Genomic DNA, 14,280 nt, shown 5'->3' with positions numbered 1-14,280 from the left:
AACGGAGGAGTTCGTGAATCCCGCTCCGATGGGGGTTGCTCTCCCGAGGGGAGGGGAACCGGGGCCGGTGGAGGGCTCACGTTCGCGTGCCGCGCCGCAGGAGGCGCAGACACCAAGGGTCAATACTACGCGACACGCCCGGAAGCGGTCAAACCGGGCCGCCCGGCGGAGGTTCATCTCCGCCCTGGGGCTGAAATCGGTACCTGCTTCTGGCTCGACGGACCGCGCTCACCCTAGCGTGATCAGCATGAGAGAGCTTCTGCGCCGCGGTCGGTGGCTGGCCGAACCCGTCGTTGCGATCGTGTTCTTCGTCCTCTGGGCGTTCGCCGAGGTCGGCGGCTACCAGATCGTGCCGGGCATGCTGCGCGCTTCACTGCCGTTCTGGGCCTTCCTGGTGCTGATCACCGTGGCGATCGGCGTGTCGAGGCTCCAGCCCGTCGTCGCGATGGCGGCGGCCACGGCGGCACTTCTCCTCCAGCTCGTCTTTCCGAGCGCGCCGGCGCAGGGCATCTACCTCGGATTCGGCATCGTGGTGGCCGTCGTCTCAGCGACGGTGCGCGGCCGCTGGTCGGTCGTCGCGCTCGCGTTCGCCGTCGGGGTCGGCCTGTCGATCGCCGGGTTGCTCTGCTACCTGTACACGGCCGACGTGGGCCAGCCGGCCATCCGCGCGACACTGTTCGTCGCGCTGCCGTTCCTCGCCGCATTCCTCTGGCTCGCCGGCACCTACATCGGGCTGCGCCTGCGAGCCGGTCGGGATCGCCGGGCCCTCGCGCACACGGCGGCCGAGCTGGAGCGGGCCGAGGTGGACGCGACGGTGACAGAGGAGCGCGAGCGCATCGCCCAGGACGTGCACGACATCATGGCGCACTCGCTCTCCGTCATCCTCGCGCAGGCCGACGGCGCTCGCTTCCTGGCCGACGAGCGCCCCGAAGCGGTGCCTGCGTCGCTCGCCACCATCGCCGAGACCGCTCGCACCTCGCTCACAGAGGTCAGGGTGCTCATCGAGACGCTCGTCTCCGACCCGCAGGGCCACTCCACGCCCGCTCTGGCCGACGTGGACGACCTCGTGCAACGCCTGCGAGACGCCGGGCTCGCCGTGGACGTGGAGCGTTTCGGCGAGGCGGACGGCCTGACGACGGCGCAGGAGCTGGCCGCGTATCGCATCGTGCAGGAAGGCCTCACGAACGCGCTGAAGCACGGCGGGAGGGGCGCAACGGCGCGGGTCGTCCTCGACGCCAGAGGGCCGGGACTGACGCTCAGCATCTCTTCGACCGGTCGGGCCCAGGCGCCAGCGCAGCCGGGAGGACGCGGCCTGCACGGCATGCGCGAGCGCGCCATGCTGGCCGGCGGCTGGCTCGAAGCCGGCGAGGACGACCTGCCCGGCGGATACCGCGTGACCGGCTACATCCCCTCCGAGGTGCCCGCGTGAGCACGATCCGCGTCGCTGTCGTCGACGACCAAGCGCTGTTCTGCTCCGGGATGGCGATGCTCATCGAGTCCCAGCCCGACCTGGAGTTCGCGGGCTCGGCGGGGGACGGCGTCGCCGGGTTCGAACTCGCGCGCGACGCCCGCCCTGACGTGATGCTCATGGATGTGCGGATGCCCCGCCTCGACGGCATCGCCGCGACCACGCGCATCCGTTCCGAGCTCCCGGCCGGCGGGCCGAAGATCGTCGTCCTCACCACGTTCGAGCGCGATCATGCCGTCGCCGCCGCCCTGCGCGCCGGAGCGGACGGCTACATCATGAAGGACACGACTCCCGAGTTCGTCCTCGCCGCCATCCGCACCGTCCACGCCGGGCACGCCGTCGTCGCGCCGAAGGATACGGCGGCGCTGCTGCGCGACGGGATGAGCCCTGCCCGACCGGAGGCCATCGCGGTGCTCTCGGCCCGCGAGAAGGAGGTCTTCCTGCTGGCGGCGCGCGGACTCAGCAACGCCGAGGCCGGTCAGGCGGCCTTCATCTCCGAGGCGACGGTCAAGAGCCACATGCGCAGCATCCTGCAGAAACTGGGGCTCACTTCGCGGGTGCAGCTCGTCGCGTTCGCGCACGAGAACGGGCTGGTGCGCTGAGGACCGGTGTCGGGCGCTACGAAGGGTCCGCTACCTGAGTGAGGAGTTCGGCAAACTCTTCACTCGCGCGTTCGCTTTCGATGTCCGCTATTCCGTAACGCGCCTGCCCATGTCGGATGATGTCGAGGGGCGTCACCCCGTCGTCCGTTCGAGCGTTCGGGTCTGCACCGCGGCGGATCAGGGCGCGTGCGACCTCAACGGTGACGAGTGGATCGAGCGCAGCGAAGTGAAGAGGTGTGGCACCGCGAGTTGTTCGGGTCTCGCTTCGCGTGGCATCCGTCTCTGTCGGAGTCCCTGTGGGCACTTTGCTCGAGGTCAGCGTCGCTCTACTGTCGACGCTCTCGCCGGCGTCGAGGATCGACTCGACGACCTCGCGGGATCCCGCTGCAGTGGCGCTGTGTAAAGGTGGCACCCGGTCAGCTGTCACCGACAACTCCGCTCCGTGGTGGATCAGGATCGAAGCGATTTCCCCGGCGTGTTCGAGGGTGCGGGTTTCCGCCAACCGCTGGAGCGGGGTCCGCCCCGCGTGGTTCGTGCCGTTCACGTCCGCACCGCACTCGAGGAGCAATGCGACCCGTTCGGGCCCGAGATCGTCCCGCGACCGCACGGCGACGTGCAGAGGGCGCTCCCACAGGTTTCGGAAGCCGCCATTCGATCGGCCGTTGACATCCGCGCCCGCTGCTATCAGCGTCCTCATCGCCTCCAGTGAGCCCGATGCGGATGATTCGATCAGCTGGTGGGTCTCCGGCGACGGCGGAGCGCCCAGGAGATCGGCCGCGTCGCTCGGCTTCTTTCTGCGACCGGCAGCGATCGCCGAGCCGGTAGCGGCCGCGAGGCACAGCAGACCGTCGATCGTCCGCGCCCCCGCGCCGACCGCGGGGACCGCATCCGGGCCGCTTCCCGCCGGCACTCCGGCGATCATCAGAATGCCGGCGACGCCGAGTGCCCCAGCGAGCAGCCAGAGGAACACCTTCATGAGCCGTAGCCTATTGCGAACCTGAGAGGCCGCTCAGAACCAGGTGCTGGTGTGCCACGGTTCGCGGACGCGCCGTGGGCACCCTCACAGCGTCCGCAGCCCGCGCGTCTGCTCCGCCCGCAGCGCGAGCTCCGCGTCGTCCGGGTAGCCGACCTCCATCAGGGTCAGGCCCCTGGCCGGCATGACTTTGAAGGCGCTGGTCCGTTCGCGCGCATCGCGCAGCTCCACCAGGGCACCCGGGGTCAGCGACCCCTCCCCCACTTCGACGCACGCTCCGACGAGCGCGCGGACCATGCTGTGACAGAACGCGTCGGCCACCACCTCGCCGACGAGCACGCCCTCGTCGTCGCGGCGCCACGAGAAGTCGAGGAGGGTGCGGATCGTCGTGGCGCCCTCCCGCGCCTTGCAGTAGCTGGCGAAGTCGTGGAGGCCGAGGAGGCCGTGCGCCGCGACGTCCATCGCGCGCGCGTCCAGATCTGCCGACACCCACGCGGTGCGGTGGCGCTGCAGCGGGTCGCGCAACGCGGCCCGGTCGGCCACCCGGTACTCGTAGCGGCGCCACACCGCCGAGAACCGGGCGTCGAACCCGGTCGGCGCCGCACCGGCACGCAATACGACGACATCGGACACCGGCCCGAGGACGCCGTTCAACCGCCGCGCGAGCGCGTCGTGGGCCTCCAGAGGCGGACGTTTGCCGTGCGGCTTGCGCAGCACGGCGACCTGGTCGCCCGTGAGGTCGACGTGGGCGACCTGACCCCGCGCGTGGACGCCCGCGTCGGTGCGCCCTGCGACGGTGAGCCGGGGAGGCTCCCCCGCGCGGCGGAAGATCGTCGCGAGCGCCGCCTCGAGTTCGCCCTGTACCGTGCGGAGGTCGGGTTGCCGCCCCCACCCATTGAAGTCGGTGCCCTGGTAGGCGATGTCGAGCCGGAACCGGGTCGCGTCGTCGGTCATCAGTACTCCCGCACCAGCCCGGTCTCCGAGAAGGTCGAGACGAATCCCATGCCGGTGTAGAGGCCGAGCGCACCCGTCGGGTTGTCGGCGTCGACGTCGAGCACCGCCTTCTGCCAGCCCCGCCGCGCGCTCTCGCGCAGGACGGCGCCGAGCAGCGCAGGCGCGATGCGTCGGCCCCGATGCGCTCGGGTGACGGCGACGGTGGAGATGTAGGGGCCGGAGAACCCCTGCGCGACCCAGTCGTCCTCGTTGACGTCGCTCAGCACGACGCCGGCGACCTCCTCGCCCGCGAGGGCGACGAACGACACCTCGGGCGCGAACGTCCCGCCGATCAGCGTGGCCCACTGCTCGTCGCTCAGCGGCTGGCTGCCCCAGTGATCGAGGAAGGCCTCGTCGCGCGCCGCGTGCACGGCGTCCGCCAGTTCGGACGAGTAGGGGACGATGCTCACCGTCTCCGTCGGGACGACCTCGGGGATGGGCTGCCCGAGGTCGCGCTCCATCGTGTGGAACCAGCGCACGGCCCGGAAACCGGCCGCCGTGAGGAGCCGCTCACGGTCGGGAGCGCGCCGGTCGGCGTAGCCGACCAGCCAGCCGGGCAGTCGCTTGTCCAGCGCGGCGAGCTTCTGCTCCCCGCGCACCCGCTGCCATGCGACCAGTTCCCGGCCGATGCCCCGGCCGCGATGATCGGGATGCACCGCCCCGTTCAGGAATTCGCGCACCAGGGTGATCTGCCGCGGCGGCTCCAGGATCGCGCCGACCGCCAGCACGGCGCCGTCGTGCCCGATGGCCAGCAGGGTGTCGCGTTCCAGGTCGAGGAAGCTGAACCCGAGCTCGTCCTCCACCTCCTCGCGCGTGGTGAGGTAGTTCGGATGGTCGACCGCGTCGCTCGCTCGGAACACGGCGAGCACGGCGTCGACGTCACCCGTCGTGATCGGCCGCCACTCCGCGACGAGGGGATGGCGCGGCCGATAGGTCGGCGGCGCCTCCACGCGCTCGCTCAGCGGTGGAAGAGTCGTCTCGACGGATTCTGGCCCCGGCATCCCGCCAGCCTAGCGGGCTCCCGAGCAGCGAAACGCCCCGCATCCGAATGGATGCGGGGCGTCTCGACGGTGAAGCGAAGAGCGGAAGGCTCAGGCCTTCTCTGCCTCGTCCTCGGCCGTGGTCTCGCCGGCGGCCTCGGCGTCGCCGGTGGCCTCCTCGACGACCTCTGCCTCGGCAGCGGTGGTCTCCTCGGTGGCGGCCTCGGCAGCGGTGGTCTCCTCGGTGGCGGCCTCCTCAGCGGCGACCTCCTCGACGACCGGCTCCTCGACGGGAGCGGCCTTCGGGGCCTCCGCCTTCTTGGCCGGCTTCGCCTTCGGGGCGACGGGCTCGAGCACCAGCTCGATCTGCGCCATCGGCGCGTTGTCGCCCTTGCGGAAGCCGAGCTTCGTGATGCGGGTGTAGCCGCCCTCGCGCTCGGCGACCAGCGGCGCGATCTCGGTGAAGAGCTCGTGCACGACGGTCTTGTCGCCGATGACGGCGAGCACGCGACGGCGGGCGTGCAGGTCGCCGCGCTTCGCGAACGTGATCAGACGCTCGGCGTACGGACGCAGACGCTTGGCCTTGGTCTCGGTCGTCTTGATGCTCTTGTGCGTGAACAGCGCGGCGGCCAGGTTGGCGAGCATCAGACGCTCGTGCGCGGGACCGCCTCCGAGGCGGGGGCCCTTCGTGGGCTTAGGCATGATCGGTTATCTCCAGTAGTGAAAAGTCGAAGGCTTCGCTGACGCGGCCTCAGATGGTGGACTCGTCTTCTTCGTACCCGCTGTAGAAGTGGGCGCCGTCGAACCCGGGGACCGAGTCCTTGAGCGACAGACCCATCTCGGTCAGCTTGTCCTTGACCTCATCCACCGACTTCTGACCGAAGTTGCGGATGTTCATGAGCTGCGTCTCGGACAGCGAGACCAGCTCGCTGACCGTGTTGATGCCCTCACGCTTGAGGCAGTTGTACGAGCGCACCGACAGGTCGAGGTCCTCGATCGGCATCGACAGCTCGGAGCTGAGCACCTGGTCGACCGGCGCCGGGCCGATCTCGATGCCCTCGGCCGCGCTGTTGAGCTCACGAGCGAGACCGAACAGCTCGACGAGCGTGCGACCGGCCGACGCGATGGCGTCGCGTGGGCTGATCGCCGGCTTGGTCTCCACGTCGACCACGAGACGGTCGAAGTCCGTGCGCTCACCGGCGCGGGTAGCCTCGACGCGGTAGGTGACCTTGAGAACCGGGGAGTAGATCGAGTCGATCGGGATCTGGCCCGCCTCGCTGTACTCGTTGCGGTTCTGCTGGGCCGACACGTAGCCGCGGCCGCGCTCGATGGTCAGCTCGACCTCGAACTTCGCCTTGTCGTTGAGGGTGGCGATGACGAGCTCGGGGTTGTGGATCTCCACACCCGCCGGAGCCGAGATGTCGGCGGCCGTGACCTGGCCGGCACCCGTCTTGCGCAGGTAGGCGGTGATCGGCTCGTCGTGCTCGCTCGAGACGACCAGGCCCTTGATGTTCAGGATGATCTCGGTGACATCCTCTTTGACACCGGGAACCGTGCTGAACTCGTGCAGCACTCCGTCGATGCGGATGCTGGTGACGGCCGCGCCCGGGATGGACGAGAGCAGGGTGCGGCGCAGCGAGTTTCCGAGGGTGTAGCCGAAGCCCGGCTCGAGCGGCTCGATGACGAACCGCGAACGGAACTCGGAGATGTTCTCTTCGGTGAGCGTAGGACGCTGTGCAATGAGCACTGTTGATTCCTTTCGGCTGAGTGTCCGCTATATGACACTCGCGTGAGTGAGGTGGGGTTCGTCACGCCGTCAGGCGGCGGCCCGGTGAGGACCGCCGCCTGGGCGGACGTGGAAGAGAACTAGACGCGGCGACGCTTCGGCGGGCGGCAACCGTTGTGCGCCTGCGGGGTGACGTCGTTGATCGAGCCCACCTCGAGGCCGGCGGCCTGCAGCGAGCGGATCGCGGTCTCGCGGCCCGAGCCCGGGCCCTTGACGAAGACGTCGACCTTCTTCATCCCGTGCTCCTGCGCCTGGCGGGCGGCCGACTCGGCGGCCAGCTGAGCGGCGAAGGGGGTGGACTTGCGCGAGCCCTTGAAGCCGACTCCACCGGAGGACGCCCACGAGATGACCGCACCGGTGGTGTCGGTGATCGAGACGATGGTGTTGTTGAAGGTGCTCTTGATGTGGGCCTGGCCCACAGCGATGTTCTTCTTTTCTTTCTTGCGCGGCTTGCGAGCGGCCGACTTGGGTGCTGCCATTTTGTTTCTCCTTCAGTCCTGGTGTCGGCCTAGCGAGCCTTCTTCTTACCGGCGACGGTGCGCTTCGGGCCCTTGCGGGTGCGCGCATTCGTCTTGGTTCGCTGGCCGCGGACCGGGAGGCCCTTGCGGTGGCGGATGCCCTCGTAGCTACCGATCTCGACCTTGCGGCGGATGTCGGCGGCGACCTCGCGGCGGAGGTCACCCTCGACCTTGAAGTTGCCTTCGATGAAGTCGCGCAGTGCGACGAGCTGGTCGTCGGTCAGGTCCTTGACGCGGATGTCGCCGGAGATCCCGGTCTCGCGAAGGGTCTGCAGCGCACGCGTGCGCCCGACGCCGTAGATGTAGGTGAGTGCGACCTCCACGCGCTTCTCGCGCGGGATGTCGACGCCTGCTAGACGTGCCATGGTGTGGCTTCTCCTGTGATGAGTGGAGGTCTTCAGCGGTCCCGGTGCCCCGGCCTCCTCCGAGGGTGTCCCCCGCGCCCATCCAGGATGGACGCGGGTTCTGGGATCGCTTCGCCTTATTTATTTGTAAGTACTGTCAGTTGAGTCGTGCTGGCAGTCGATGACTGCCGCCGCGATCAGCCCTGGCGCTGCTTGTGGCGCGGGTTCTCGCAGATGACCATGACCCGGCCGTTGCGACGGATGACCTTGCACTTGTCGCAGATCTTCTTGACGGAGGGGTTGACCTTCATTGTGTTGTTACCTTTGTTCGCTGTCCTCGTACCTCGCCAGGGGCTACCCGGTGGCGTGGCCGTTACTTACAGCAATCCGTTACTTGTAGCGGTAGACGATCCGGCCGCGGGTCAGATCGTAGGGGCTCAGCTCCACGATCACGCGGTCCTCGGGGAGGATGCGGATGTAGTGCTGGCGCATCTTGCCGGAGATGTGGGCAAGAACCTTGTGACCGTTGGTGAGCTCGACGCGGAACATCGCGTTGGGGAGCGCCTCGATCACAGATCCTTCGATCTCGATGACACCGTCTTTTTTGGCCATAGCCTCACTGTCGCTAGTCGTTGTGGTTTGCTGGTCGTGCGTTTACATCGGTGAAGGGCATGCAGCAAGCACGCCTAAGACACCAAGGATCAATCTTATGGGATGCCGGCGCATTTCGCCAATTCTGGGCTATCATCTGCGCCCGCTGTGAGCGAACAGGGCCCGAGCACTGCCTGTCGAGCGGTCACGCGATCGGCGTCGGCGTGATCCCGAACGGCGCCAACCCCGCCGCGCCGCCGTCGACGGCGGTGAGCACCCAGATGCCGTCCGCGTGCACCGCGACGCTGTGCTCCCAGTGCGCAGCAGCCGACCCGTCCTCCGTCGCGACGGTCCAGCCGTCGTCTTTCACGTAGGTGTCCTGGTCGCCCAGCACCACCATCGGCTCGATCGCGACCACCAGCCCGGGGCGGACCTCCGGGCCCTTCGAGCGAACGCGGTAGTTGAACACCGGCGGCTCCTCGTGCATCCGCCGGCCGATGCCGTGGCCGATGTAGTCGGTCAGGATGTCGTAGTCGCCCTGCGAGAGGATGTGGTCTTCGACGGCCTCGCCGACCTCGTTGAGATGACGTGCGCTCGCGAGCCGCGCGATACCGTGCCACAGCGACTGCTCGGTCACGTCAGAGAGCTTCTGCCGCTCCGCCACCCGCTCCGGGTGCGCCGGGTCCGGCAGCACGAACGTGCGCGCTGCGTCGCCGTTCCAGCCGGCGCCGTCAGCGCCCGTGACGATGGCACCGCTGTCGATCGACACGATGTCGCCGGGCAGCAGGATGCGCGATCCCGGAATGCCGTGGACGACCTCGTCGTTCACCGACGCGCAGATCGTGTGGTGGTAGCCCGCCTCGAGCTTGAAATTCGAACGGCCGCCGGCGCCCTCGATCGCCGCCTCCGCGATCTCGTCGAGCTGCAGAGTCGACATTCCGACGGAAATCGCGTCCGCCACGGCATCGAGCGACGCGGCGGTCGCCCGCCCCGGCGCGACCATCTGGCGCAGCTGGGCGGGCGTCTTGTAGATCGTCCGCTTGAAAGCCACGGTCGTCAGGCGACGGGCTCGTCGGCCCCGGCCAGCGGGAGGATGCCGCGCTCGGCGAGTGCCGAACGGATGCGCGCCGCGACCTCGTCCACGCCGCCGAGACCGTCGACCTCGACCAGCAGGCCACGGTCGCGGTACACGTCGATGAGGGGGGACGTCTCGCGCACGTAGACCTCCTGGCGGTGACGGATCGCCTCTTCGGAGTCGTCCGCACGACCCTGCTCCTGCGCGCGCTTGGTCAGGCGGGCGACGATCTCGTCCTGGTCGGCGACCAGCTGGATGACCGCGGCGAGCTCCTGGCCCTTCGACGCGAGCAGCTCGTCGAGGTAGGTGACCTGGTCGAGCGTGCGCGGGTAGCCGTCGAGCAGGAATCCACCCGCGGCGTCATCCTCGGCCAACCGGTCGGTGACCAGCGCGTTGGTGAGGCTGTCCGGCACATAATCGCCGGCGTCGACGATCGCCTTGACCTCCTTGCCGAGCGGGGTCTCGTTCTTGATGTTCGCCCGGAAGATGTCGCCCGTGGAGATGTCGGGGATCCCGTACGCGGTGGTGATGCGCGAGGCCTGAGTGCCCTTGCCCGCTCCGGGTGGTCCGACGATCAACATACGGGTCAACGCAGAAGCCCTTCGTAGTGACGCTGTTGGAGCTGCGAGTCGATCTGCTTGACCGTCTCGAGTCCGACACCGACGATGATGAGGATGGACGTGCCGCCGAACATGAAGTTCTGACTGGCGCCGAGCAACGCGAAGGCGATCAACGGGATCAGCGCGATGATGCCGAGGTAGATCGAGCCGGGCAGCGTCACGCGCGTCAGCACGTAGTCCAGGTACTCCGCAGTCGGGCGGCCGGCCCGGATACCGGGGATGAAGCCGCCGTACTTCTTCATGTTGTCCGCGACCTCCTCCGGGTTGAAGGTGATGGCCACGTAGAAGTACGTGAAGCCCACGATCAGGAGGAAGTACAGGAGCATGTACAGCGGGTGGTCGCCCTTGGTCAGGTAGTTCGTGATCCAGGTCACCCAGGGTGCGGGGGCCTTGCCGGCCGCGGGCTGGTTGAACTGTGCGATCAGAGCCGGCAGGTACAGCAGCGACGACGCGAAGATGACCGGCACGACACCCGCCATGTTCACCTTGATCGGGATGTAGGTGTTGTTGCCGCCGTAGGTGCGGCGACCGACCATACGTTTGGCGTACTGCACGGGGATGCGACGCTGCGACTGCTCGACGAAGACGACGGCCGCGACGATCAGCAATCCGATCGCGATCACGATCAGCATGATCTCGATGCTCTGCGACTGGCCGATCGCCCAGAGCGAGCTCGGGAACTGCGCCGCGATGGACGTGAAGATCAGGAGGGACATGCCGTTGCCGATGCCGCGCTCGGTGACGAGCTCGCCCATCCACATGATGAGGCCGGTGCCGGCGGTCATCGTGATGACCATGAGCATGATGGCGTACCAGGAGTCGTCCGTGATCAGCTGCGTGCACTGCGAGACGGCCGTGGTGCCGAAGAGGGCGCCAGAACGGGCGACGGTGATGAGGGTCGTCGACTGGAGGACGCCCAGCGCGATCGTGAGATAGCGCGTGTACTGCGTGAGCTTCGCCTGGCCGGCCTGGCCCTCCTTGTAGAGGGTCTCGAAGCGCGGGATGACCACACGGAGAAGCTGCACGATGATCGACGCGGTGATGTACGGCATGATGCCGAGCGCGAAGATCGAGAGCTTGAGGAGTGCGCCGCCCGAGAACAGGTTGACCAGCGAGTAGAGGCCGGACGTGTCCTGGTTGGCGTTGAGACAGGTCTGCACGTTGCCGAAGTCGACGAACGGCGCGGGGATGAAGGAGCCCAGCCTGAACAGGGCGATGATCCCCAGCGTGAAGAAGATCTTCCGGCGGAGGTCCGGGGTGCGGAAGATCCGCGCGACGGCGCTAAACAAAAGTGCGTCCTGCTTTCCTGTAAGAGTCCAGTCGGGTGACCGGTTGCCCGGCCACCCGACTGCGCTGCTTTACGGGCGGCTACTTGACGGAGCCACCAGCGGCGACGATCTTCTGCTCGGCAGAGCCGGAGACCTTGTCGACCGCAACGTTCAGCTTAACCGCAATGTCGCCGTTACCGAGAACCTTGACCTTCTCGTTCTTGCGAACGGCGCCCTTGGCGACGAGGTCGGCGATCGTGACATCGCCACCGGCCGGGTACAGCTCGGCCAGCTTCTCGAGGTTGACCACCTGGTACTCGACGCGGAACGGGTTCTTGAACCCGCGCAGCTTCGGGGACCGCATGTGGAACGGCAGCTGGCCACCCTGGAAGCCCGGGCGGACCTGGTAGCGGGCCTTGGTGCCCTTCGTGCCACGGCCCGCGGTCTTGCCCTTGGAACCCTCACCGCGTCCGACGCGGGTCTTGTCCTTCTTGGCGCCCGCGGCGGGACGGAGGTGGTGCACCTTCAGGACCTGCTCGCGGGGCTCCGCGACGTCCTTCTTGGCCGAGGACTTCTTCGCCGGGGCGGCGACGGTCTCGTCCTTGGTGGTGGAGGCAGCGGCCTTGTCGGCAGCGGCCTTCGCCGGAGCCTTCTTGGCAGGAGCCTTCTCCGCCTTTTCGGCAGCCGGCTTCGCAGCGGCGGCCTTGGTGGTGCTCTTCTTGGCGGCCGGCTTCTCGGCGGCGGCAGCCTCAGTGGTCGGCTTGTCGTCAGCCATTAGTCGATCTCCTCAACCTTCACCAGGTGAGCGACGGTCTTGACGTACCCGCGGTTCTGCGAGTTGTCGTCGCGGACGACGACGTCACCGATTCGCTTCAGTCCCAGACTGCGCAGCGTGTCGCGCTGGTACTGCTTCTCGCTCACTTTCGACTTGATCTGCGTGATCTTCAGGCGCGCGGCCATCAGGCACCTACCTTCTCTGCCTTCTTGGCGGCAGCAGCGGCCTCGGCCGCCTCGGCCTCGGCACGCAACAGGCGCGCGGGCGCGACCTGGTCGTAGTCGAGACCACGGCGAGCTGCGACGGCACGGGGCTCCTCGAGCTGCTGCAGCGCCTCGACGGTCGCGTGCACGATGTTGATCGTGTTGGACGAACCGAGCGACTTGCTCAGCACGTCGTGGATACCGGCGCACTCCAGGACGGCGCGCACCGGGCCACCGGCGATAACACCGGTACCGGCGGCAGCCGGACGCAGGAGGACGACGCCGGCGGCGGCCTCACCCTGCACCGGGTGCGGGATGGTGTTGCCGACGCGCGGGACGCGGAAGAAGTTCTTCTTCGCCTCCTCGACGCCCTTCGAGATCGCGAGCGGCACCTCGCGGGCCTTGCCGTAACCGACGCCCACCAGGCCGTTGCCGTCTCCGACGACCACGAGAGCGGTGAAGCTGAAGCGACGACCACCCTTCACGACCTTGGAGACGCGGTTGATGGTGACGACGCGCTCCAGGAACTGGCTCTTGTCGGCGTCACGGCTGCCGCGATCACGGTTCGGGTTGCGCTCCCGGCCACCGCGGCGCGGCTCGCGCTCGCGGTTGTTGTCGGTCGACGCAGCGGTCTCGACCGGCTGCGCGGTCTCCGTTACCTCAGCGGCCACGGTCTGCTCCTTGTTGTTCTCGTCGCTCACAGGTTCAGCCCACCTTCACGAGCGCCTTCGGCGACGGCCGCAACGCGACCGGCGTACTTGCTGCCGCCACGGTCGAAGACCACGGCCTCGACGCCGGCGCTCTTCGCGCGCTCGGCGACCAGCTCACCGACCTTGCGGGCCTTGGCGGTCTTGTCGCCGTCGAAGCTGCGGAGGTCGGCCTCCATGGTCGACGCGGAGGCAACGGTGTGACCCTTGGCGTCGTCGACGACCTGCACGAAGACGTGGCGGGCCGAACGGGTGACGACCAGGCGCGGACGAAGCGCGGTGCCCTCGATCTTCTTGCGAAGACGGGTGTGACGACGGTCGCGGGCGGCCGCCTTGCTCTTTCCTCTGGTACCCAGAGCCATGATTACTTACCAGCCTTTCCGGCCTTGCGACGAACGACCTCGCCGGCGTACCGCACGCCCTTGCCCTTGTACGGCTCGGGCTTGCGGATCTTGCGGATGTTCGCGGCGACCTCGCCCACGGCCTGCTTGTCGATCCCGCTCACGGTGAGCTTGTTGTTGCCCTCGACCGTGAAGGTGATGCCGGCCGGCGGCTCCACGTTGACCGGGTGGGAGAAGCCGAGGGCGAACTCGACGCCCGCGCCCTTCTGCGCCACGCGGTAACCGGTGCCGACGATCTCGAGGCCCTTGGAGTAGCCCTCGGTGACGCCGATGATGTTGTTGTTGATGAGCGTGCGGGTGAGGCCGTGGAGCGAACGCGATGCGCGCTCGTCGTCCGGGCGGGTGACCAGGACCTGGCCCTCCTCCAGCTTCGCCTCGATCGGGCTCGCGACGACGAGCGTGAGCTCGCCCTTCGGGCCCTTGACAGTGACGGTCTGGCCGTCGATCTTCACATCGACCCCAGCGGGGATGTCGATGGGCAGTCTTCCAATACGCGACATGGCAGGGTCACCACACGTAGGCGAGGACTTCCCCACCCACGCCCTTCTTCTCAGCCTGGCGGTCCGTGAGGAGCCCCGAGGAGGTGGACAGGATGGCGACACCGAGGCCGCCGAGGACCTTGGGGATCTCCGTCGACTTCGCGTAGACGCGGAGGCCGGGCTTGGAGACGCGCTTGATGCCGGCGATGGAGCGCTCACGGTTCGGACCGAACTTGAGGTTGAGCGTCAGGGTCTGGCCGACACGGGCGTCCGAGACCTCCCAGCCGGAGATGTAGCCCTCGGAGGTGAGGATCTCGGCGATGTGTGCCTTGAGCTTGGAGTGCGGCATCGACACGGTGTCGTGGTGTGCCGAGTTCGCGTTGCGCAGTCTGGTCAGCATGTCTGCGACCGGATCTGTCATCGTCATTGCGGTTTTCCTTTGTTCACCAGGTTTCGTTCAGCCGTTACACGACTGACGACCTGTGGTGGAAGTGGGC

General features: G+C 67.9%; 20 protein-coding genes. 2 read left to right on the top strand and 18 right to left on the bottom strand.

The features are described 5' to 3' along the window. The first annotated feature begins 247 nt into the window (after window positions 1–247). Window positions 248–1,429, top strand: coding sequence for a sensor histidine kinase (locus tag JNB50_RS16670; protein WP_208041287.1), 1,182 nt, complete (start codon window positions 248–250; stop codon window positions 1,427–1,429). Further along, a complete protein-coding gene (locus JNB50_RS16665) occupies window positions 1,426–2,070 on the top strand; it encodes a response regulator transcription factor (RefSeq protein WP_208041286.1) in 645 nt (214 codons plus the stop codon). The genes JNB50_RS16670 and JNB50_RS16665 overlap by 4 nt, the downstream gene beginning before the upstream one ends. Window positions 2,071–2,086: 16 nt before the next feature. On the opposite strand, the gene JNB50_RS16660 is transcribed toward JNB50_RS16665, so the two are convergent. The 18 genes from JNB50_RS16660 to rpsH all read right to left on the bottom strand — a co-directional run bounded on the left by JNB50_RS16660 (window position 2,087) and on the right by rpsH (window position 14,210). After that, complete coding sequence (locus JNB50_RS16660) at window positions 2,087–3,046, bottom strand: ankyrin repeat domain-containing protein (protein WP_208041285.1); 960 nt, start codon at window positions 3,044–3,046, stop codon at window positions 2,087–2,089. A gap of 84 nt (window positions 3,047–3,130) precedes the next feature. Further along, window positions 3,131–3,997, bottom strand: coding sequence for a tRNA pseudouridine(38-40) synthase TruA (gene truA / locus JNB50_RS16655; RefSeq protein ID WP_208041284.1), 867 nt, complete (start codon window positions 3,995–3,997; stop codon window positions 3,131–3,133). Beyond that, the gene (locus JNB50_RS16650) at window positions 3,997–5,037 is read right to left on the bottom strand and encodes a GNAT family N-acetyltransferase (protein ID WP_208041283.1); all 1,041 of its coding nucleotides are present in this window, start codon (window positions 5,035–5,037) and stop codon (window positions 3,997–3,999) included. Before JNB50_RS16650 ends, truA begins: the two co-directional genes overlap by 1 nt. Window positions 5,038–5,127: 90 nt before the next feature. Then, window positions 5,128–5,718 carry a 50S ribosomal protein L17 gene (gene rplQ, locus JNB50_RS16645; RefSeq protein WP_208041282.1) on the bottom strand — a complete coding sequence of 197 codons (591 nt, stop codon included), beginning with the start codon at window positions 5,716–5,718 and terminating at the stop codon, window positions 5,128–5,130. Between the two features lie 49 nt (window positions 5,719–5,767). Then, window positions 5,768–6,763: a DNA-directed RNA polymerase subunit alpha gene (locus JNB50_RS16640; RefSeq protein WP_021755754.1), complete on the bottom strand. Its 996-nt coding sequence runs from the start codon at window positions 6,761–6,763 to the stop codon at window positions 5,768–5,770. A gap of 119 nt (window positions 6,764–6,882) precedes the next feature. Continuing rightward, window positions 6,883–7,281 (bottom strand): 30S ribosomal protein S11, encoded by a 399-nt coding sequence (gene rpsK, locus JNB50_RS16635; protein WP_018191944.1) that lies wholly within the window; start codon window positions 7,279–7,281, stop codon window positions 6,883–6,885. 29 nt (window positions 7,282–7,310) lie between these two features. Then, window positions 7,311–7,685, bottom strand: a complete 375-nt coding sequence (gene rpsM, locus JNB50_RS16630) for a 30S ribosomal protein S13 (RefSeq protein WP_179605016.1) — start codon at window positions 7,683–7,685, stop codon at window positions 7,311–7,313. Between the two features lie 176 nt (window positions 7,686–7,861). Then, window positions 7,862–7,975: a 50S ribosomal protein L36 gene (gene rpmJ, locus JNB50_RS16625; protein WP_011186712.1), complete on the bottom strand. Its 114-nt coding sequence runs from the start codon at window positions 7,973–7,975 to the stop codon at window positions 7,862–7,864. A gap of 79 nt (window positions 7,976–8,054) precedes the next feature. Beyond that, complete coding sequence (infA, locus tag JNB50_RS16620) at window positions 8,055–8,276, bottom strand: translation initiation factor IF-1 (RefSeq protein WP_011186713.1); 222 nt, start codon at window positions 8,274–8,276, stop codon at window positions 8,055–8,057. 184 nt (window positions 8,277–8,460) lie between these two features. Then, window positions 8,461–9,306: a type I methionyl aminopeptidase gene (map, locus tag JNB50_RS16615; RefSeq protein WP_208041281.1), complete on the bottom strand. Its 846-nt coding sequence runs from the start codon at window positions 9,304–9,306 to the stop codon at window positions 8,461–8,463. Between the two features lie 5 nt (window positions 9,307–9,311). Beyond that, a complete protein-coding gene (locus JNB50_RS16610) occupies window positions 9,312–9,920 on the bottom strand; it encodes an adenylate kinase (protein ID WP_208041280.1) in 609 nt (202 codons plus the stop codon). After that, the gene (gene secY / locus JNB50_RS16605) at window positions 9,917–11,239 is read right to left on the bottom strand and encodes a preprotein translocase subunit SecY (RefSeq protein WP_208041279.1); all 1,323 of its coding nucleotides are present in this window, start codon (window positions 11,237–11,239) and stop codon (window positions 9,917–9,919) included. The genes JNB50_RS16610 and secY overlap by 4 nt, the downstream gene beginning before the upstream one ends. A gap of 79 nt (window positions 11,240–11,318) precedes the next feature. Further along, window positions 11,319–11,993 carry a 50S ribosomal protein L15 gene (gene rplO / locus JNB50_RS25170; RefSeq protein WP_243768560.1) on the bottom strand — a complete coding sequence of 225 codons (675 nt, stop codon included), beginning with the start codon at window positions 11,991–11,993 and terminating at the stop codon, window positions 11,319–11,321. Further along, on the bottom strand, window positions 11,993–12,178 hold the full coding sequence (rpmD, locus tag JNB50_RS16595; RefSeq protein ID WP_055913994.1) for a 50S ribosomal protein L30: 186 nt from the start codon (window positions 12,176–12,178) through the stop codon (window positions 11,993–11,995). Before rpmD ends, rplO begins: the two co-directional genes overlap by 1 nt. Further along, window positions 12,178–12,897 (bottom strand): 30S ribosomal protein S5, encoded by a 720-nt coding sequence (rpsE, locus tag JNB50_RS16590; protein WP_179605009.1) that lies wholly within the window; start codon window positions 12,895–12,897, stop codon window positions 12,178–12,180. Before rpsE ends, rpmD begins: the two co-directional genes overlap by 1 nt. After that, the gene (gene rplR, locus JNB50_RS16585) at window positions 12,894–13,265 is read right to left on the bottom strand and encodes a 50S ribosomal protein L18 (RefSeq protein ID WP_208041278.1); all 372 of its coding nucleotides are present in this window, start codon (window positions 13,263–13,265) and stop codon (window positions 12,894–12,896) included. The genes rpsE and rplR overlap by 4 nt, the downstream gene beginning before the upstream one ends. Before the next feature lie 2 nt (window positions 13,266–13,267). Further along, window positions 13,268–13,804, bottom strand: coding sequence for a 50S ribosomal protein L6 (gene rplF / locus JNB50_RS16580; protein WP_208041277.1), 537 nt, complete (start codon window positions 13,802–13,804; stop codon window positions 13,268–13,270). 7 nt (window positions 13,805–13,811) lie between these two features. Continuing rightward, window positions 13,812–14,210: a 30S ribosomal protein S8 gene (rpsH, locus tag JNB50_RS16575; protein WP_208041276.1), complete on the bottom strand. Its 399-nt coding sequence runs from the start codon at window positions 14,208–14,210 to the stop codon at window positions 13,812–13,814. Between the last annotated feature and the right edge of the window lie 70 nt (window positions 14,211–14,280).

Origin of the sequence: Leifsonia sp. TF02-11 (genome assembly GCF_017565305.1) — a bacterium.
GTDB lineage: Bacteria > Actinomycetota > Actinomycetes > Actinomycetales > Microbacteriaceae > Leifsonia.
This window is presented reverse-complemented; position numbering and strand designations above follow the sequence as displayed.